We start from the raw sequence: 18771 nt of genomic DNA, 5'->3' as shown, positions 1-18771 counted from the left end.
TGGTCGGGACTGCCGGAACCCGTCGGGGTCCCGGCAGTCCCAGCCAGCGAAACTAGCGCTTCTGCTTGACGATTTTTTCCTGGTCGACCTGTGTCTCGTCGATGGGGGCGTGCTCCTCGTGCCCCGCACCTACCAGGTAGCTGTCTCCCTCGCCGAAGAAGCCCTTCTTGAAGGCCACGATCGAGGTCTTCAGTGCTTCCGCAGTGTCATCGTCCATGACGTTGGTCTGTGCCAGCGTCGTCAGGATGGAGGACTTGTGCTTCAGGTGTTCCAGGAACTCGGTCTCGAAGCGGTTGATGTCCTCAACCGGAACGTCGTCCAGGTGGCCGTTGGTACCGGCCCAAATCGACACAACCTGGTTCTCAACCGGGAACGGCGAGTACTGGCCCTGCTTGAGCAGTTCCATCAGGCGTGCACCACGGGTCAGCTGCTGACGCGATGCGGCGTCGAGGTCCGACGCGAACATTGCGAATGCCTGCATGTCGCGGTACTGGGCCAATTCCAGCTTCAAGGTACCGGAGACCTTCTTCATGGACTTGACCTGCGCTGCACCACCCACGCGGGAAACGGAGACACCCACGTCGACGGCGGGACGCTGGTTGGCGTTGAAGAGGTCCGACTGCAGGAAGATCTGGCCATCGGTAATGGAGATCACGTTGGTCGGGATGTAGGCGGAGACGTCGTTTGCCTTGGTTTCGATGAGCGGCAGACCGGTCATCGAGCCGGCACCCAGCTCGTCGGAGAGCTTGGCACAACGCTCCAGCAGGCGGGAGTGCAAGTAGAAGACGTCTCCCGGGTAGGCTTCGCGTCCCGGCGGGCGGCGGAGCAGCAGCGACACTGCACGGTAGGCCTCAGCCTGCTTGGACAGGTCATCAAACACGATGAGGACGTGCTTGCCGCCGTACATCCAGTGCTGGCCGATAGCCGAACCGGCGTAAGGGGCCAGGTACTTGAAGCCTGCGGGGTCGGACGCGGGGGAAGCCACGATGGTGGTGTATTCCAGTGCGCCGTTGTCCTCGAGCGTCTGGCGGACAGCCGCGATGGTGGACGCCTTCTGCCCGATGGCCACGTAGATGCAGCGCACCTGCTTGGTGACATCTCCGGAAGCCCAGTTGGCCTTCTGGTTGATGATCGTGTCGATGGCAATTGCCGACTTGCCCGTCTGGCGGTCACCAATGATCAGCTGACGCTGGCCGCGGCCGATCGGGATCATGGCGTCGATAGCCTTCAGACCGGTCTGCATCGGCTCGTGAACCGACTTGCGCTGGGTCACGCCGGGCGCCTGGAGTTCCAGTGCACGGGTGGTTTCAGCCTTGATTTCACCGAGGTCGTCGATCGGCTGGCCCAGCGGGTCAACCACGCGGCCGAGGAAGGCGTCGCCGACCGGCACGGACAGAACCTGACCGGTGCGGTGGACTTCCTGGCCTTCTTCGATGCCGGTGAAGTCTCCGAGGATGATGACACCGATTTCGCGGACGTCGAGGTTCTGGGCCAGGCCCAGCGTGCCGTCTTCGAAACGAAGCAACTCGTTCGCCATGACCGAGGGAAGGCCCTCAACACGGGCGATGCCGTCACCTGCGGTGGTCACACGGCCGACCTCTACGCGCTCTGCGTTTCCGGGTTCGTAGGACGCCGCGAACTCGTTCAACGCAATACGGACGTCGTCGGCGTTGATGGTCAATTCGGCCATCTGCAGTCCCTGCTCTCCTGTTTTCGTGATCATCGTTGTCACGATGACCGGGGTTTCTATCAGTTAAGTTGTGCTTGTCCGGTTAGCCGGCAAGCTGACGCTGGAGCTGGCCCAGGCGGGTGAGTACGGAAGCGTCAACCACTTCGTCACCAACCTGGATCCGGATGCCACCGATCAGTGCCGGGTCAACGTTCATGTTGATCTTGAGCTCGCGCCCGTACAGGGCGTTCAGCCCTGCCTGCAGTCGGCTGGTCTGTGTCTCCGTCAGCGGACGGGTGACGCTGACCGTTGCGATCCAGCGCTGCTGGCGCTTGGCTGCAAGCTCTGCGAAACGGCGCACAAGGTTGGTCACCTTGAGGCCACGGGGCTGCGAAACTGCCTGTCCGATAAGGACTTTCGCTTCCTCGCTCGCTTTGGGAACGAGCTTTTCGGCGAGGGCAATCTTGGCAGCCGGACTCGCCTGCGGCTCGGACAGAGCACGCTGTACCTCGTGGCTGGAATCAACGGCCTGGTTGAAGGCGAACAGGTCGTTCTCCAGCGCTTCCAGTCCGGTGATTCCTGAGGCAGAGACGGCCGACTTGTTCTCAGCAACGGCAATTACCACCGAAGCGGCAAGAGTCTCGAGTGCATCGCCGATATCCCGAGCCGACGCCCAGCGTGAACCGGCCAGTCCGCTCGCAATTTCCGCAGCATCAGCAGAGACTTTCCCACTGAAGAGCTGCTTGACCAGCGCCGACTTTTCGTCACCGCTGCGGGACGGGTCAGTCAGGGCGCGGCGCAAGCCAGCCGAGCTGTCCACCGTTCCCAGGATTCCGAAGAGTTCCTTAGCCAACTGCAGCGAAGCGAAGGGAAGCTTGGCTTCCAACGCCACCAGCGCCGCGGTCAGCGATTCGCTCGATACACCTGCCATTACTTAGCTGCACCTGCGTTCTGGTTCTCCAGATCTGCCAGGAAGCGGTCAACCACACGGGCTGCACGCGCGTCATCGCTGAGTGACTCGCCGACGATGCGGCTTGCCAGCGTGGTGGCCAGCGTGCCGACCTCCGTGCGCAGCGACACAACGGCCGCCTGGCGCTCGGATTCGATCTGCGCGTGGGCGTGGGCGGTGATGCGGGCAGACTCTGCAGCTGCCTTTTCCTTCAGATCCGCCAGGATCTGGGCGCCTTCAGCACGGGCTTCCTCGCGGATGCGGTTGGCTTCTGCACGGGCGTCGGTGAGCTGCTGCTTGTACTCTTCGAGTGCAGCAGAAGCCTCTGCCTGGGCCTTTTCAGCCTTGGCGATGCCACCTTCGATAGCCTCGGCACGCTCCGCGAACGTCTTCTCGAACATCGGGACAACGAACTTGACCACGATGTAAAAGAGGACAGCAAAGCCGGCGAAGACTACGCCCATTTCCCATACGTTGGGAACGAGCGGATTAGTGCCTTCGGTGGCGGCTGAGATGATCGTCTGATTCATATTTCACCCGTCCTTATCTACTCGGTTCTGGATGTTCGCTAAGTTCTAACGCTTAGGAGAGAACGAAAGCGAAGACCAGGCCGAGGATGGCGAGTGCTTCAGTCAGCGCAAGGCCGAGGAACGCGATCGGCTGCAGGACGCGCTGGGCTTCCGGCTGACGTGCCACACCATTGATGTAAGCCGCGAACACGAGACCCACACCGATACCACCGCCGATAGCGGAGAGGCCGTAGCCGATGAGGTTGAGGGAGCCGTTGATGGAGCCTTCCATTTTTCTTCCTTTCAAGATGCCACCCGTGTGGCAGGTTGTTTGGGTTGCTTCATCCCCGCGAAGGGGAAGTTTGTGGGTGCCTAGTGGCTGTCCGCGTGCAGTGCGCCTTCAATGTAGATGGCAGTCAGCAGCGTGAAAACGTAAGCCTGCAGCGCCATGATCAGCGCTTCCAGCATGTACATGGCGATGGCGCCGACGAGCACCAGTACGGAGGTGCCCTTGAGGAGGATGTTCTCCTGCATGACGAGGTACTCGATGCCGGATCCGGCAATCATCACGATGAGGTGACCGGCCAGCATGGTGGCGAACAGACGGAGGCTGTGCGTCACGGGCCGGACCAGGAAGTTGGAGATGATCTCGATCGGAATAACGATCGGGAGGATGTACACCGGCACGCCCGAAGGAACAGTGGCCAGCTTGAAGTACTTGAGCCCGTTCTTCTTGACGCCGATGGCGATCCAGGTGAAGTAGACGATGGCAGCAAGCACATAGGCGCCGCCGACGTGCGAGAAGCTCGGAAGCTGGATCAGCGGGATAGCGCCGTAGATGTTGTTCACCAGGATGAAGAAGAAGAGGCTGAACAACAGCGGGACGTACTTCATGAAGTCCTTGCCGCCAATGATGTCCTTGGCGATGCTGTTGCGGACGAAGCCGTAGGCGGCCTCGCCTGCAAACTGCAGTTTGCCGGGAACAAGCTGCTGCTTCCGCGCAGCTAGCAGAAAGAATGTAGCGATAATGACGACCGACAGGATTACCAGCAGCATCTGCTTGGAGAATCCGTCTGCCACACCCCACGGCAGGATTGCCGGCAGGTGCATTTCTTCAATTCCAGGAGGATTGAACTCTCCTGAATCTTGGGCCGGGAGCGCAAGCGCGATCAACGCGTTTCCTCTCTGCAGTGTCCATCATTGGGCGTTGGTGAGGGTCCGGCGATCATCGAGTCCGCCCTTCCCCTTGTGAAATTGTTAGGCATTACTGTTCCTCGTCCTTGGACGGGCCGCTGGCTGCACTGTCTTCACCAGTTGACGTTCTGTTACTGGTGAGGCCGTGCATATGAGAAAGATAGAACCCTCCTGCAGCTCCAAGCAGAGCGCCTGCGAGCACAATCCAGCGGGTTCCCCACAGATAATCCAGACCCCACCCTATCAAACTCCAGACGATGATTCCGCCAATAATGTAGCTAAAGACGGCGATGCCGGCGTTGTATCCGCTGTCCCTGCCGTTGGCAGATACGCCGGGAGAACCGGAGGTGGAATTGCGGATTTGGCGCACGTTTTTACGCTTGGAATTACGGCTGCTTATCATGGCCGTCTTTCACGGGTTCGGGGTCGTTATAGATGCGGAAGCGGGCTTTGCTGAAACCGTAGATCTCGGCAGCCTGCCAAAACACGACGCAGGCAACGGCTCCGATCAGGAACCAGCGGTCATGGAGCCATTCGGGTGTCCCGACAACAAAGAGCACCACGGCAAAACCGACGACTTTGACGAAGTAGGTGACGACAAAGACCCCGATGGCACCCGACGGATTGTTGCGGCCGACAAAATGGCCAACCAGGAGGCTGATCGCAAAGAAGGCCATGACCAGGAGGCCACCAAAAGTGCTGGACAGCACTCCCCCGGCGCCGTTGAGGATGGCGGCCGGTATCCCCGCGAGGACAAGACCGGCCAGCCCGGCGCCGCTGCTCAGAATCAGCAGCCGCAGCCACAGTGAATTTGTGGGGCCGGAGACACCAACGGGTCCGTTGCCGGAGCTAGGTCCGGGTTCGGCGTTGGAGGTCATGAGATCCCAATCGTCGTGTACTGCGCGCTGGCAAGGGTGGGTGCGGCGAATAGCTGCACCTGAATTCTACATGAGATAGAAATTATTCGGAAAAGAGACTCCAACACTCAATCCTGCCCCGCCGCTTCCGCTTCGGCTTCGGCTTCTGCTTCCGACCTCGGGCCCGGTCCCGGGGCCTTGTCGCGAAGGTAGGGCCACGCCGTTACGACGGCCATGATCGAGGCAGCCGCCACGTCAACGGCAAGCACGATCTGCCACGGGTAGACCACGAACGCCAGGCCACCGAAGGCCAGGACGCAGGTCCAGGCGTACATCAGCAGAACCGAGGCCCGGTGGGAGTATCCGATGTCCATCAGCTTGTGGTGGAGGTGCCCGCGGTCGGCCGACCACGGCGATCGGCCAACCGCGGTGCGTCGGATGACGGCAAGGCCAAGGTCCAGGAGGGGCAGGAAGAGCACCGCAAACGGAAGCAGAATGGGGATGATCGTGGGAATACCGTTGACCCGGTCGTACAGGCCGGACGAAATCTGTCCCGTTGACACGACACCGGCCGATGCCATCAGGAGGCCGATGAGCATGGCGCCGGAGTCTCCCATGAAGATCTTCGACGGAAACCAGTTGTGAAGCAGGAACCCCATGGAACTGCCCACCACGATCGCGGTCAGCAGCGTCGCAAGGTCGGAACGGTCCAGCAGTACAGCGGTCCGGTGCACCCAGTACGCGGTCAGGAAGAAGGCCGCTCCCCCGATGATGGCGACTCCGGCAGCCAGGCCGTCCAACCCGTCGATGAAGTTGAACGCGTTCATGGCCGTGACAATGAGCCCGGCCGTCAGCACAATGCTCACGATTTCGTTCTCGACAACCACAGGTTCAGGAATTAGCGGAACGATGGTCATCCGGACGCCCCAGATGGCCACTACCATCGCTGCGGCGCTCTGGCCGATCAGTTTCACCCACCACCGCAGGTCCAACAGGTCGTCGGCGAGTCCCACTATGACGATCACCGTGGCGCCGGCGAGGACCCCCCACGGGGAAGCGTTGCCCCGAAAGATGTCCTTGACGAAGAATGACTGGCTGGCGACACACAGCGCCGCCAGGAATCCTGCATAGATGCCCAGGCCTCCCAGCCTGGAGACCTTGTGCGAGTGCGTGTCGCGGCTGCGGATCGGCGAAAACAGTTGAAGCCTGCTGCCGATCAGGCGTGCGCCCCAGGTTGCGCCGTAAGACACCACGGCCGCGGTCAGCATCATGAGCAGGTACATGATCATGGGGAAGCCACCTTCCCCGTGCCGTCAGCGGAGCCAGCCCCGGGCAGCATGGATCCCTGCGGGCCGGTCAAAGCCGGGCGGCTGGGATAGCTCGGGCGGGATAGTTGTGAAACTGACTTTCGATAAATGAAACTTCTCCGTCGCAGTGCGCGCGGCAGGCAGTGCGTAGTGCCTGACAGGGCTGTATTACAGTGGACTCTAGTCAAGATACTAATGCCAACGGCTTGCTGGCTTCGCGTCACACGGCCCAATGCCGGCGGGAAAACCACCGGCGGCCGTGTTGAAAGGAACCAGCAATGTCCATGTCGGTTGCAGTTGCTGCCGTGACGTTTGACCGTCCCCGTGAGCTCGCCGTCCTGCTGAATGCCATCAACAGGCAGACCGCGCCCGTCCGTTCCATTTGCCTCGTGGACAGCGGCACCGTGCCCGCCAAAGACGTGGCAGAAGAGCACTCCAACGTGGATTACGTCCGGTCCGAAGCGAATCTGGGCGGCGCCGGCGGTTTCTCCCTGGCCATCCTCAAGGCGGTGGCCAGCGGCGCGGACTGGATCTGGATGATGGACGACGACGCCGAGCCCGGTGACCCGGAATGCCTCGCCACGCTGCTCCGCGAGGCTGAGTCGCGCGGACTGGACGCCGTGGTCCCCTTGGTGGCTGCGCCCGGCCACCCTGACCGGCTGTCCTTCTTCTTCCGCCTCGACGGCAAAGTGACGCACGACCGTGCGGAAGTGGAGAAACTCGGCTTCCTGCCCGATGACGGCCACTTCTTCAACGGCGCGCTGATCCGTTCGGACGTCTTTTTCAAGGTTGGCCTGCCCGACATGCGGCTTTTCATCCGGGGCGACGAGGTGGACTTCACCATCAGGCTCCGCAAGGCGGGAATCCGGTTCGGCACTGTAACGACGACGGCGATCACGCACCCGCACGCGTTTGCCGAGACAAAGCACGTTTTCGGCGCGCGGTGGCACGTGATTGTTCCCGAGACCGCTTTCAAGCGCTATTACTACTACCGGAACCGCGGGTACCTGATCCGCCGCCACTTCCGCGTCAAATCCTTGGTGGCGGACGTGGGCGGCTACCTTGGCTACTTCCTGCGCCGCGGAGACTTCCGCGGCCTGGCTGATTGGTTCCGGGCATTCTCCACCGGGCTCCGCGGCAAGGGGTTCGCTCCCCTGAAGGACCAGAAGTTCTAGCGGTTTGACGTGAGGCGTCGCCGGATCAGGAGCCCCAGGAGAACCCACGGCTCGCCGAACACGCGGTAGGCCACCCTGCGCGGGTGCAGCATGAGCCGCCACGCCCATTCCAGGCCCATTCGTCCTAGCCAGCGAGGTGCCAGCTTCTGGATTCCGGCAATCTGTTCGATCGCTCCGCCCACTGCGCAGTACACGGCTGGGGGAAGAGCGTCCAGCTGCCGGCGGAGAACCATCTCCTGCAAGGGCATGCCGAGGCCGACCAGCACCAGCTGCGGTCGAAGCTCCGCCAGCCAGGCAACAGCTTGGTCCTCAATTTTGTCGTTCCAGCCTTCACCGGGCATGCCGGCGACCTTGGCATTGGGCACGATCCCGGCCAGGCGCGCCACAGCCTTGGCGTTGGCCTCTGCCCCGGCGCCGATCACAGCGATCCGTTCAAGCCCTTCGACATTGCCCAGCGCCGGGATCCAGTCGGTGGAGCCCAGCCGGTAGTCCATGACCGGCCCGTCCGCATCCCGCGACCTTCCCCACAGCCACAGGACCGGGGCACCGTCGAGGAGCACCACATCACTGTTTTCGTAGAGGGTGCGGAATTCCGGATCCGAGTGGAAGAGCGTCACACTGTGCAGGTTGTGGCCCACCACCGTTCGCGTGAGGCCTTCAGCGACAAAGCGGTTGAGCGTCGCGGTCAACTGCGGAACGGTTAGTGGTGTCGCGTCCACGCCGAGAACAGGGATCTGCTGCCGGGTCATGATCATTCGGCGCCTGTTCCCGTCTGGCGCGGTTGGGCCGCGGCGGGCGGTTCAGCCTGTGCTTCGGTGTCCGCTGCCAGCTCCTGCGGTTCAACCTGCGCTTCCGTCACTGGTTCGTAGTCAGGTGCGGGCTCAGCTTCCGGGACATCAGCCGCATTGCCGTGAACGTCCAAAAGGCCTGGGACAACCTCGCGAAGCCGGTCCAGGCTGATGGCCCCCTGGCGGACCACCCTGAGCGGCAGCGCGGTGGCGTCGACGATGGTGGACGGAAGGGCCTCTGCGTCCCCGTCGCCTGCCGGCCGCAGCCCGCCTTCGAGGTAGACCTCCACCGATTCCGCGAGCTGGCTCATGGCGTCGGCCGCGGTCCGGGCTGCCGGCTGGCCGGTGCGGTTCGCGGAGGACACCGCAAGGGGACCGGTTAGCGTCAGCAAGTCCTGCGCGACATCGTCCGCCGGCATCCGCAACGCCACGGTGCCCTTGGTTTCACCCAAGTCCCAGTCCAGCGACGGCTGCGCGTGGAAAATCATGGTGAGGCCGCCCGGCCAGAAGGCCTCGGCAAGCTTGCGGGCTTCTGCCGGTACGTCAGTTGCCAGTCCGTCCAGGGCGTTGAGCCTCGGGATCAGGACCGGCGGCGGCATCTCCCGGCTGCGGCCCTTCGAGACGAGCAGCATGGTGACGGCCTGCGGCGAAAAGGCGTCCGCGGCGATTCCATAGACCGTGTCTGTCGGGAACACCACGCATTTGTGTTGGCGGATTGCCCGTTGGGCATGCTCCAGCCCTTCAGCCCGCTGGTCAGCTGCCGTGCAGTCATAGGTTGTGGTCACTGGCCCATTCTTTCATCACTATTTGTCCGTCGGTTCCTTAAGGACCGCGCTGGTGGCACGCTCCTTGGCGTTGAGGTCCAGGTGCGTTGTCACGTCGGACCAGCGGCCGGAGTTCCTCAGCATGGCTGCGATCCACGTTGCCTGGACTTCGGCATGCTCCATCACGAAGTAGCCGCCGGGAACCAGCAGCCGGGCAGCTGAGGCTGCCGCCGCCGTCGGAAGTTCCATTCCGTCCGATCCCCCGCCGTACAGGGCTTCGGGCGGATCGTGCAGCGCCACCTCGGGTTCGTTGGGGACCGCTTCGGCGGGAATGTACGGCGGATTCGAAACTACGACGTCGAACGTTCCGTTGTGTTCCTGCAGCGCGTCGCGCAGGTCCCCCCGGACCAGCTTGACGCCCAGGGGCGCCAGGTTCCGCGAGGCCCAGGCGTGCGCGAATTCGCTAAACTCCACCGCGTAGACTTCCGCGCCGGGGACCTCGTGCGCAATGGAGCCTGCAATCGCACCGGAGCCGGTGCCCAGGTCCACCACTTTCGCGTCGCCCGGGCCGTGCAGGCGTTTCCGGTCCTCGAGCCAGTCAATGACCAGCTGGACCACCGACTCGGTCTCGGGGCGGGGAATGAATACGCCGGGGCCTACGGCAAGCTGCAGGTACCGGAAGTGGGCAACGCCGGTGATGTGCTGCAGCGGGACGCGCCGGACACGCTCCGCCACCAGCTCGGCATAGCCGTCCGGCTCCGGCGAATCCCCCAGGAGCATAGCCCGCAGCCGGCCCAGCCCGACGCCAAGGAGATGGTCCGCCAGCAGCTCCGCGTCCACGCGGGGACTGGGAACACCGGCGTCGGCCAGCAGTGCGGTTGCTTCGCGGACGGCCTCCGCCAGGCTCAGTCCTGTTCCAAGTGTCATCAAGCGACCAGCCGGGAACTAATCGCCGATGGCGTCCAGGCGTGCCTGTTCGTCCATCTCGATGGCCGACTGGATCACGGGCTCGAGGTCGCCGTTCATGACCTGGTCCAGGTTGTAGGCCTTGTAGCCGGTGCGGTGGTCAGCGATCCGGTTTTCCGGGTAGTTGTACGTGCGGATCCGCTCCGAACGGTCCATCGTGCGGATCTGGGACTTCCGCTGTGCGGAGTTCTCGGCATCGATCTGCTCCTGCTGGTGGGCCAGGATCCGGGCACGGAGGACGCGCATGCCGGCTTCACGGTTCTGCAGCTGGGACTTCTCGTTCTGCATGGCCACCACGATTCCGGTGGGCAGGTGGGTAATACGCACCGCGGAGTCCGTGGTGTTAACTGACTGCCCGCCGGGTCCCGAGGAGCGGTAGACGTCGATCTTGAGATCGTTCTGGTTGATCTCGAGTTCCTCGGGCTCGTCCACTTCGGGAAGCACCAGCACGCCGGCAGCCGAGGTATGGATGCGGCCCTGGGATTCCGTCACGGGAACACGCTGCACACGGTGCACGCCGCCCTCAAACTTGAGCCGGGCGTAGACGCCCTCGGCCGGATCGTTGGAGTTGCCCTTGACGGCCATCTGGACGTCCTTGTACCCGCCGAGGTCCGATTCGGTGGCGGAAATCAGTTCGGTCTTCCAGCCGCGGGACTCCGCATAGCGGGTGTACATGCGCAGCAGGTCGCCGGCGAACAGGGCAGCCTCGTCGCCGCCTTCACCGCCCTTGACCTCGAGGATCACGTTGCGGGCATCGTCCGGATCGCGAGGGATCAACAGCCGCCGCAGCTTGGCCGAAGCAGTCTCGAGGGCAGCTTCCAGCACGGGAACCTCCGCCGCAAACTCCGGATCCTCCGATGCCATTTCCTTCGCAGCAGCGAGATCATCCTGAATCGCATGCCACTTGTGGTAGGCCTCCACAATGCCGTTCAACTGCGCAGAACGCCGGCCCAACTTACGGGCCAGCCGCTGGTCAGCATAAACGGCCGGATCCCCCAGCTGCGCCTGGATTGAGTCATGCTCATCAAGCAGGCCCTGTACGGACTCAAACATTTTCAAAACCTCTTTCGACTCTTACAAGTCTAGTTTCACGGGACTTAACGACGAACCGCCCAAAATATGCCGGCCATCAGGCCGGCATATTTTGAGCGGTGAGCGCAGCTACTTGTCGTTATCCGACTTTGCACCAAGAGTCGTCTTCTGGACCTGCATGAGGAACTCAACGTTGCTCTGGGTCTCCCGGATCTTGTTGGTCAGCAGTTCAAGGCTCTGCTGCGTTTCGAGTCCGGAAAGGACGCGCCGCAGCTTCCACATGATCTTGACTTCCTCGGGGGAAAGCAGGTTTTCCTCGCGGCGTGTACCGGACGCATTGACGTCCACAGCCGGGAAGATGCGCTTGTCCGCGAGCTGGCGGGACAGGCGCAGTTCCATGTTGCCGGTGCCCTTGAACTCTTCGAAGATGACCTCGTCCATCTTGGAGCCGGTCTCAACGAGAGCGGTCGCCAGGATGGTGAGCGAGCCACCGTTTTCGATATTGCGGGCTGCACCGAAGAAGCGCTTCGGCGGGTACAGCGCTGCGGAGTCGACGCCACCGGACAGGATGCGGCCGGAAGCCGGTGCAGCCAGGTTGTAGGCGCGGCCCAGGCGGGTCATGGAGTCGAGGAGCACCACAACGTCCATGCCCATTTCCACGAGGCGCTTGGCGCGTTCGATGGAGAGTTCGGCCACCGTGGTGTGGTCGTCGGCGGGACGGTCGAAGGTGGAGGCAATGACCTCGCCCTTCACAGTGCGCTGCATGTCCGTGACTTCTTCGGGACGTTCGTCAACGAGCACCATCATGAGGTGGACCTCAGGATTGTTGGTGGTGATGGCGTTGGCGATGGACTGCAGGATGAGCGTCTTGCCGGCCTTGGGCGGCGAAACGATGAGGCCGCGCTGGCCCTTGCCGATCGGGGCAACCAGGTCGATGACACGGGGGCCGATCTTCTTGGGGTCCGTCTCGAGGCGCAGGCGCTCGGAGGGGTACAGCGGGACGAGCTTCGCGAACTCGACGCGGTCCTTGAGTTCTTCCGGCGTCTTGCCGTTCACGGACGTGACGCGGACAAGGGCGTTGAACTTCTGGCGGGCCGACTGCTGGCTGCGGTCTTCGCCTTCACGTGGTGCACGGATGGCGCCGACGACGGCGTCGCCCTTACGCAGGTTGTACTTCTTGACCTGGGCGAGGGACACGTAGACGTCGTTCGGGCCCGGCAGGTAACCGGAGGTGCGGATGAACGCGTAGTTCTCCAGCACGTCCAGGATGCCGGCGACGGGCAGCAGGACATCGTCCTCGGTGACCTCGACGTCGTCAACGTCCGGTCCCTGGGCGCGTCCCCGACGGCGGTCGTTACGGTCGCGGAACCGGTCGTTGCGCGAGTTGTCGCGGCTGTCGCGGCTGTCCTGACCGCCTGAACGGTCGTTGCGGTCACGGCGGTTGCGACGGTTACGGCGGCTTCCGCCGTCGGCATCATCGCTTTCGCGCGTGTCGTCCCGACGGGTTTCACGCGTAACGGAGGTGTCTCCGCCGTCGCGGCCGCCACGGGTGCGGGTGGACTGGCGTTCGTTGCGCTGGCCGGATTCGGCTGCTTCGCCGCCCTGGTCCGCGCGCTGTTCACGCTGTTCACCGCCACGCTGTTCGGTGCGCTGCTCGCCGCGCTGTTCACCACGCTGTTCGGCGCGCTGTTCAGCAGGGGCCTCGACCGGTGCTTCAGCTTCAGCGGCCGGGGCCGTTGCCTGGGCTGCCGCTTCGCCGCGGCGGCGGTTGCGGGTACGGGGCTGGCGGCGCTCTGCAGCTTCAGGTGCAGCACCTTCAGAGACGACGGCCTGACCGGCTTCAGGAGCAGACGGGGCTGCGGGAGCCTCGCTGGGGGCAGCTTCCGGAGCAGTGGCTTCGGTGGCAGGAGTGGTCACAACGCCGTCGCTGCCGGCGCGGCGGCTGCGGCCACGGCGGGCACGGGTGCCTTCCGGGGCGGGAGCCTCTGCGGTTTCAGCCGCAGGGGCCGCAGCGGCAGCCGGCGCCTTTGCCCGTGACGAGATGGTTTCGCCGGTCTTCTCAGCGCCCTTGGCCGGAGCCTTGGTGGCTGGAGTACCCGCACGATGAGCGGAGATGGCGGTCACCAGATCGCCCTTGCGCATGCGGGATCCGCCGGAAATACCCAGCTGGCTGGCGAGAGCCTGCAGCTGGGCGAGCTTGAGGCCTGCAAGGCCGCTGCTCTTGGCGGGTGCTGCCGACAAATCGGTAGCAGAAGATGATATGTCCACAGCTGGAGACAGCTCAGTGGTTTCGGTCACGAAGGATCCTTCCCCCTCGACGGCGTCCAGACTGGGAGCTGGACGCGATGATTTGATCTGGGCTGCAGTTCAGATCTACAGCCGGATTTCGGCCTTGCCGGATGGAATTCGGCCAGCAGGGCCGGATACTGATACACCTCGACATTCCAACAAGAGACCGGAATGGCGGACTGACGCTTCAGGGGTGCAGAGTGATTCTGCAGATTCCTGCGACAGACCAAAGCAGGCGGCACCGGTGACTATTGCGCAGTTGAAATTCAGAGCAGCAAACGATCAGACAGGCTCCATGGCCAACATCGGGTTCTTTTGACTGCGGTTCTGGTTCTTTGACTAACTGCCTGCGGGATTACCGCCGGTGCACTCCCACTTTAGCACCTTCAACGTCCACCGCCAGCTTCATCACGCGCCAGCCAACATCCGGCGTGTTGGCCTGGGTGTGGGCGCCGATGAACTCCACCACCGCGGCTGCCTCGTCTTCGCCGTTGGCCAGCACCAGGACGGTGGGTCCTGCGCCGGAGACAACGGCTGCGTGCCCCGCGCGGCGCAGTGCCCGGATCAGCTCCGCGCTGGGGCGCATGGCGTCCGCACGGTAGCTCTGGTGGAGGTAATCTTCCGTTCCGGCGAGCAGGAATTCAGGCTTGCTGGTGAGGGCGTGGATGAGCAGAGCCGCCCGGCCGGAGTTCATTGCGGCCGCATGATGGCCCACCGATGCCGGCAGGAGCGCGCGGGCCGCTTCGGTGGAAAGCTCGTAGTCCGGTACTGCGACCACCGGAATCACCGAATCCGCCACTGTAGCGCAGGTGCTGCTGTACTGGTCACTGTCCTGCCATGACAGCGCCAGCCCGCCGAATATGGCCGGTGCGACGTTGTCGGGGTGGCCTTCCATTTCGCTCGTGAGCTGCAGGATCCAGTCCTTGCCCCGGCGCGCGGACTCCGGAACCAGTGCATTCGCGGCGGTCACTGCGGCCACAACGGCAGACGCCGAAGAACCCAGGCCGCGGCCGTGCGGATTCACGTTGTCGGCCGTGATCCTGAGGCCGGCGTGCCGGAAGCCCAGCCGGTGCAGTGCCTCCGTAATGGCCTTGACCACAAGGTGGCTCGCGTCGCGCGGGAGCGTCTCCGCACCTTCGCCGCTAAGTTCGAACTGCAGCTCGCCGCTGCCCAGGGTTTCCACGGTCAGGGTGTCGTGCAGCGAAAGGGCCAGGCCCAGGCTGTCATATCCCGGGCCGAGGTTGGCGCTGGTGGCCGGGACGCGCACGGTCACCAGCTGCCCGGCCGGGACTGCCGGCGTGCCGGCGGCAGACTCGGCCGGGACTGTGAGGGTGGTTTCCAAGGTTATTTTTCTTCCAGGCCAAGCTCGGCGGCCACGGTGACCACATCGTTGGACACCTTGACGGGCTGGACGTCGCTGCCGTCCTCGGTACGCAGTGCCCACTGCGGATCCTTCAGGCCATGGCCGGTCACAGTGATCACGATGGTCTTGCCCGTAGGAACCTCGCCCGCCGCGTGCTTCTTGATCAGGCCGGCGACGCCGGCGGCGGAACCGGGCTCGACGAAGACGCCTTCGCGGGCAGACAGCCAGCGGTGCGCTGCCAGGATCTCGTCGTCGGTGACGGAGTCGATGAAACCACCGGACTCGTCACGGGCGGCGATGGCGCCGTCCCAGGAGGCGGGGTTGCCGATCCTGATGGCCGTGGCGATGGTGTCCGGCTCCGTGATGGGGTGGCCGACCACGAATGGGGCTGCGCCGGCGGCCTGGAATCCCCACATCTGCGGTGTCCTGGTGGACACGGCAGGGAGCGTCCCGGCAGTTTCGGACTCGAACGGCGCGGAGTACTCCTTGTAGCCCTTCCAGTACGCGGTGATGTTCCCCGCGTTGCCCACCGGCAGGACGTGGATGTCCGGGGCATCGCCGAGGGCATCGACGATCTCGAAGGCGCCGGTCTTCTGGCCCTGGATACGGGCGGGGTTCACCGAGTTCACCAGGAAGACCGGGTAGGCCTCGCCGAGCTTGCGGGCGATGTCCAGGCAGTTGTCGAAGTTTCCGTCCACCTGCAGCAGCGTCGCGCCATGCGCGATGGCCTGGCTGAGTTTGCCCATGGAGATCTTGCCTTCGGGCACCAGCACGGCACACTTCAGCCCTGCGGCCGTGGCGTAGGCGGCGGCCGACGCCGAGGTGTTCCCGGTGGAGGCGCACACGACGGCCTTCGCGCCGGAGGCCACCGCTGCCGTCATGGCCATGGTCATGCCGCGGTCCTTGAAGGAGCCCGTGGGGTTCATGCCTTCGACCTTGAGGTACACGGCGGAGCCGGTCAGCTCGGACAGCTTCTGCGCATGGACCAGCGGCGTGCCGCCTTCACCGAGGGTAATGACCTTGGTGCTTTCCGTTACGGGCAAACGATCAGCGTATTCGCGGATGACACCGCGCCATTGGTGAGCCACTTAGACTCCTTCTACCCGAAGAACGGATGTAACGGAATTGATGACGTCTAGGCCCTTCACGGCCCGGACGGTTGCTGCCAGTGCAGCTTCGGTTGCGCGGTGCGTGACGATCCGCAGTTCGGCCGATTCCACGTTGGAGTCGGCATCACGGTGGATGGTCTGGCGCATGATCTCGATGGACACGCCGTGCTCCGCAAACAGATGGGCGATCCGTGCCAGCACGCCCGGCTGGTCGGCAACGTCGAGGCCGATGTAGTAGCTCGTGTTCACGGCGTCGATGGGCAGCGCGGGAACGTGGCCGATGGTGGTCTCGGTCTGCGCAGGTCCGCCCAGGACGATCCGGCGGGCTGCGGAAACGAGGTCGCCCAGGACGGCCGACGCCGTCGGGGTCCCGCCGGCGCCCTGGCCGTAGAACATCAGCTCGCCGGCGTTCTCGGCTTCAATGAACACGGCGTTGAAGGCACCGTGGACGGCAGCCAGCGGGTGCTCACGCGGCAGCAGCGTGGGGTGCACGCGGACGGAGACGCCCTCGCTGCCGTCGGCAGCGGTCAGTTTCTCAGCGATGGCCAGCAGCTTGATGACGAACCCGGCGTCCTTGGCCGCGGCGATGTCCGCGGCGCTGACTTCGGTGATGCCTTCGCAGTGGACGTTCTCCAGGTCGAAGCGTGTATGGAAGGACAGCGAGGCGAGGATGGTCGCCTTTGCCGCTGCGTCCAGGCCTCCGACGTCGGCCGTGGGATCCGCCTCGGCGTAGCCAAGTCGCTGCGCCTCAGCGAGGGCATCGGCGAACTGCGCGCCGGTGGAATCCATCTGGTCAAGGATGAAGTTGGTGGTGCCGTTGACGATGCCGAGCACCCGGGTGATGCGGTCACCGGAGAGGCTGTCGCGGATGGGGCGCAGGATGGGGATGGCACCGGCGACGGCTGCTTCGTAGGACAGCTGGACGCCGGCCTTGTCTGCCGCCTCGTAGAGCGTGGGGCCGTCCTGGGCCAGCAGGGCCTTGTTGCCGGTGACCACGCACGCGCCGTTCTCGATGGCAGAGAGGATCAGGGAGCGGGCAGGTTCGATTCCGCCCATCAGTTCGATGACGAGGTCGGCGTCCTTGACCAGGGTGTCTGCATCCGTGGTGAACAGTTCCCGCGGCAGCTCAACGTCACGGGGCGCATCGATGCTGCGCACGGCGATGCCGGTCAGTTCCAGGCGGGCTCCGGTGCGGGCTGCCAGTGCGTCGGCGTCCTCAATCAGAATCCGCGCCACCTGGGCCCCAACGTTGCCACAGCCCAGCAGGGCCACCTTCAGGGTTCGCAATTCAGTCATTCAGACTCCCATGTCGCGGTTCAGCAGATCTTGTTCGGTTTCCCCGCGGACAATCAGCCGTGCTGATCCGTCGCGCACAGCGACAACGCCCGGCCGGGCCAGATAGTTGTAGTTGCTTGACAGGGCCCAGCAGTAGGCGCCGGTCCCCGGTACAGCGAGCAGATCACCGGCTGCCACGTCCTCGGGCAGATATACATCTCTAACAACTATGTCGCCGCTCTCGCAATGTTTGCCCACTACGCGGGACAGCTGCGGGGCTGCGTCGGAGGTCCGGGACGCCACAATTGCCGAATAATCCGCGTCATAAAGCACCGGACGGGCGTTGTCACTCATGCCGCCGTCCACCGACACATAGCGGCGGGGGTACGTAACGGTTCCTTCTGCAGTCTCGCCAATTTCGCCGCCGTCACCGGTTCCGGCGGCGGGCGCGTCCACGCGGACGGTCTTGAGGGTTCCCACTTCGTAGAGGGTGAAAGTGGTGCTCCCCACGATGGCGCGCCCCGGTTCAATGGAGATCCGCGGAGCGGTGATGCCAAGCTCGGCGCAGGTGGAGCGCACGGTGGCGGCCATCGCCTGCGCGATCTCGGCCGGCGGACGCGGGGTGTCCACCGGCGTATAGGCAATGCCGTATCCCCCGCCAAGGTCCAACTCGGGCAGGACGATGGAGTACTTCTCCTGCATCGCGGCGAGGAAATTGAGCAGTTTCACCGCTGCCAGCGCGAAGCCGTCCGGTTCGAAGATCTGCGAGCCAATGTGGCAGTGCAGGCCAAGCAGTTCAATGCTGTGGTAGCTCGTCGCAGCGGCCACTGCTTCCTCTGCAGCGGACAGGCCGGCCTGGTCCGTGGAGTCCTCTGCCATGGAGAGGCCGAACTTCTGGTCCTCATGGGCGGTGGCAATGAATTCGTGCGTGTGCGCATGCACTCCGGGGGTGAGCCGCAGCATCACCTTGGCGGTTTCGCCGCGGTCAGAGGCGATTTTCGCGACGCGCTCCAGCTCCGCGAGGCTGTCCACGACGATCCGCCCCAACTTCATGTCCAGCGCACGGTGGATTTCGGCGTCGGACTTGTTGTTCCCGTGCAGGGCGACGTCGGCCCCGGGGATGCCGGCTCGGTGGGCGACGGCGAGTTCCCCGCCGGACGCCGTGTCCAGCCGCAGGCCTTCTTCCTCAACCCACCGGACAACAGCAGTGCAGAGGAACGACTTGCCGGCGTAGTAGACATCCACTCCCCCGCAGATGTCGGCGAAGGCGTCATTGAAGGCGTCGCTGAACGCCCTGGCGCGTGCCCTGAAGTCGTTCTCGCTCATCACGAACAGCGGCGTGCCGAACTGGCGCTGGAGCTCGCTGACCGTAATGCCGTCTATGGCGAGTTCGCCGGCGTCGTTCCGGGCAACTCCAGCGGCCCACATGGGCTCATGGAGCGCGTTGGGGTCTGCCGGGACGGCAAGCCACTCCGGTGCCAGCGGCGATGCGTAATCTGAGGAATTCTCGGGCTGTCCTGACATG

At 64.0% G+C, this 18771-nt stretch carries 18 protein-coding genes; 1 reads left to right on the top strand and 17 read right to left on the bottom strand.

The window, feature by feature from the left end; all coding sequences use genetic code 11:
• Nucleotides 1-52: 52 nt before the first annotated feature.
• From atpA to J2S97_RS02530, 8 genes are all read right to left on the bottom strand, one after another.
• Nucleotides 53-1690 (bottom strand): F0F1 ATP synthase subunit alpha, encoded by a 1638-nt coding sequence (gene atpA, locus J2S97_RS02565; RefSeq protein WP_307046550.1) that lies wholly within the window; start codon nucleotides 1688-1690, stop codon nucleotides 53-55.
• Nucleotides 1691-1772: 82 nt separating this feature from the next.
• Nucleotides 1773-2600, bottom strand: coding sequence for a F0F1 ATP synthase subunit delta (locus tag J2S97_RS02560; RefSeq protein ID WP_307046267.1), 828 nt, complete (start codon nucleotides 2598-2600; stop codon nucleotides 1773-1775).
• Nucleotides 2600-3148: a F0F1 ATP synthase subunit B gene (locus J2S97_RS02555; RefSeq protein WP_307046265.1), complete on the bottom strand. Its 549-nt coding sequence runs from the start codon at nucleotides 3146-3148 to the stop codon at nucleotides 2600-2602. The genes J2S97_RS02560 and J2S97_RS02555 overlap by 1 nt, the downstream gene beginning before the upstream one ends.
• Before the next feature lie 52 nt (nucleotides 3149-3200).
• Complete coding sequence (gene atpE, locus J2S97_RS02550; protein WP_011692451.1) at nucleotides 3201-3419, bottom strand: ATP synthase F0 subunit C; 219 nt, start codon at nucleotides 3417-3419, stop codon at nucleotides 3201-3203.
• Nucleotides 3420-3499: 80 nt separating this feature from the next.
• Nucleotides 3500-4300 (bottom strand): F0F1 ATP synthase subunit A, encoded by an 801-nt coding sequence (atpB, locus tag J2S97_RS02545; protein WP_307046262.1) that lies wholly within the window; start codon nucleotides 4298-4300, stop codon nucleotides 3500-3502.
• 91 nt (nucleotides 4301-4391) lie between these two features.
• The gene (locus tag J2S97_RS02540) at nucleotides 4392-4691 is read right to left on the bottom strand and encodes a hypothetical protein (RefSeq protein ID WP_307046260.1); all 300 of its coding nucleotides are present in this window, start codon (nucleotides 4689-4691) and stop codon (nucleotides 4392-4394) included.
• A gap of 16 nt (nucleotides 4692-4707) precedes the next feature.
• Nucleotides 4708-5199: a hypothetical protein gene (locus J2S97_RS02535; RefSeq protein ID WP_307046259.1), complete on the bottom strand. Its 492-nt coding sequence runs from the start codon at nucleotides 5197-5199 to the stop codon at nucleotides 4708-4710.
• A gap of 107 nt (nucleotides 5200-5306) precedes the next feature.
• Nucleotides 5307-6467, bottom strand: a complete 1161-nt coding sequence (locus tag J2S97_RS02530) for an MraY family glycosyltransferase (protein WP_307046257.1) — start codon at nucleotides 6465-6467, stop codon at nucleotides 5307-5309.
• Nucleotides 6468-6763: 296 nt separating this feature from the next.
• Here J2S97_RS02530 and J2S97_RS02525 point away from each other — a divergent pair, with 296 nt between their 5' ends.
• Complete coding sequence (locus J2S97_RS02525) at nucleotides 6764-7660, top strand: glycosyltransferase (RefSeq protein ID WP_307046255.1); 897 nt, start codon at nucleotides 6764-6766, stop codon at nucleotides 7658-7660.
• Here the strand turns inward: J2S97_RS02525 and J2S97_RS02520 are convergent.
• The 9 genes from J2S97_RS02520 to lysA all read right to left on the bottom strand — a co-directional run bounded on the left by J2S97_RS02520 (nucleotide 7657) and on the right by lysA (nucleotide 18770).
• Nucleotides 7657-8415, bottom strand: a complete 759-nt coding sequence (locus J2S97_RS02520; RefSeq protein ID WP_307046253.1) for a WecB/TagA/CpsF family glycosyltransferase — start codon at nucleotides 8413-8415, stop codon at nucleotides 7657-7659. The two genes, J2S97_RS02525 and J2S97_RS02520, sit on opposite strands and share 4 nt — an antisense overlap.
• Nucleotides 8412-9233, bottom strand: a complete 822-nt coding sequence (locus tag J2S97_RS02515) for an L-threonylcarbamoyladenylate synthase (RefSeq protein ID WP_307046250.1) — start codon at nucleotides 9231-9233, stop codon at nucleotides 8412-8414. Before J2S97_RS02515 ends, J2S97_RS02520 begins: the two co-directional genes overlap by 4 nt.
• 18 nt (nucleotides 9234-9251) lie before the next feature.
• Nucleotides 9252-10139: a peptide chain release factor N(5)-glutamine methyltransferase gene (gene prmC, locus J2S97_RS02510; protein ID WP_307046249.1), complete on the bottom strand. Its 888-nt coding sequence runs from the start codon at nucleotides 10137-10139 to the stop codon at nucleotides 9252-9254.
• Between the two features lie 18 nt (nucleotides 10140-10157).
• On the bottom strand, nucleotides 10158-11231 hold the full coding sequence (gene prfA / locus J2S97_RS02505) for a peptide chain release factor 1 (RefSeq protein WP_307046247.1): 1074 nt from the start codon (nucleotides 11229-11231) through the stop codon (nucleotides 10158-10160).
• Between the two features lie 108 nt (nucleotides 11232-11339).
• Nucleotides 11340-13508 (bottom strand): transcription termination factor Rho, encoded by a 2169-nt coding sequence (rho, locus tag J2S97_RS02500; protein ID WP_307046245.1) that lies wholly within the window; start codon nucleotides 13506-13508, stop codon nucleotides 11340-11342.
• A gap of 346 nt (nucleotides 13509-13854) precedes the next feature.
• Complete coding sequence (gene thrB / locus J2S97_RS02495) at nucleotides 13855-14841, bottom strand: homoserine kinase (RefSeq protein WP_307046243.1); 987 nt, start codon at nucleotides 14839-14841, stop codon at nucleotides 13855-13857.
• A 2-nt stretch (nucleotides 14842-14843) separates the two neighbouring features.
• Nucleotides 14844-15950 carry a threonine synthase gene (gene thrC, locus J2S97_RS02490; RefSeq protein ID WP_307046241.1) on the bottom strand — a complete coding sequence of 369 codons (1107 nt, stop codon included), beginning with the start codon at nucleotides 15948-15950 and terminating at the stop codon, nucleotides 14844-14846.
• Nucleotides 15951-17267 (bottom strand): homoserine dehydrogenase, encoded by a 1317-nt coding sequence (locus tag J2S97_RS02485; RefSeq protein ID WP_307046239.1) that lies wholly within the window; start codon nucleotides 17265-17267, stop codon nucleotides 15951-15953.
• Nucleotides 17268-18770 (bottom strand): diaminopimelate decarboxylase, encoded by a 1503-nt coding sequence (gene lysA / locus J2S97_RS02480; protein ID WP_307046237.1) that lies wholly within the window; start codon nucleotides 18768-18770, stop codon nucleotides 17268-17270.
• Nucleotide 18771 lies beyond the last annotated feature (1 nt).

The sequence above is a fragment of the Arthrobacter oryzae genome, assembly GCF_030812315.1.
In the GTDB taxonomy this organism is placed as follows: domain Bacteria; phylum Actinomycetota; class Actinomycetes; order Actinomycetales; family Micrococcaceae; genus Arthrobacter; species Arthrobacter oryzae_B.
Note: the sequence above shows the minus strand (reverse complement) of the source record. Positions and strands in the feature narration are given on the sequence as shown.

Excerpts from the sequence above, each read along its gene's own strand:
- J2S97_RS02555 (WP_307046265.1), bottom strand. The coding sequence starts at position 3,148 with ATGAATCAGACGATCATCTCAGCCGCCACCGAAGGCACTAATCCGCTC.
- J2S97_RS02525 (WP_307046255.1), top strand. The coding sequence starts at position 6,764 with ATGTCCATGTCGGTTGCAGTTGCTGCCGTGACGTTTGACCGTCCCCGT.
- J2S97_RS02530 (WP_307046257.1), bottom strand. The coding sequence starts at position 6,467 with ATGATCATGTACCTGCTCATGATGCTGACCGCGGCCGTGGTGTCTTAC.
- J2S97_RS02535 (WP_307046259.1), bottom strand. The coding sequence starts at position 5,199 with ATGACCTCCAACGCCGAACCCGGACCTAGCTCCGGCAACGGACCCGTT.
- J2S97_RS02485 (WP_307046239.1), bottom strand. The coding sequence starts at position 17,267 with ATGACTGAATTGCGAACCCTGAAGGTGGCCCTGCTGGGCTGTGGCAAC.
- J2S97_RS02560 (WP_307046267.1), bottom strand. The coding sequence starts at position 2,600 with ATGGCAGGTGTATCGAGCGAATCGCTGACCGCGGCGCTGGTGGCGTTG.
- atpA (WP_307046550.1), bottom strand. The coding sequence starts at position 1,690 with ATGGCCGAATTGACCATCAACGCCGACGACGTCCGTATTGCGTTGAAC.
- atpE (WP_011692451.1), bottom strand. The coding sequence starts at position 3,419 with ATGGAAGGCTCCATCAACGGCTCCCTCAACCTCATCGGCTACGGCCTC.
- prfA (WP_307046247.1), bottom strand. The coding sequence starts at position 11,231 with ATGTTTGAGTCCGTACAGGGCCTGCTTGATGAGCATGACTCAATCCAG.
- lysA (WP_307046237.1), bottom strand. The coding sequence starts at position 18,770 with ATGTCAGGACAGCCCGAGAATTCCTCAGATTACGCATCGCCGCTGGCA.
- J2S97_RS02520 (WP_307046253.1), bottom strand. The coding sequence starts at position 8,415 with ATGATCATGACCCGGCAGCAGATCCCTGTTCTCGGCGTGGACGCGACA.
- prmC (WP_307046249.1), bottom strand. The coding sequence starts at position 10,139 with ATGACACTTGGAACAGGACTGAGCCTGGCGGAGGCCGTCCGCGAAGCA.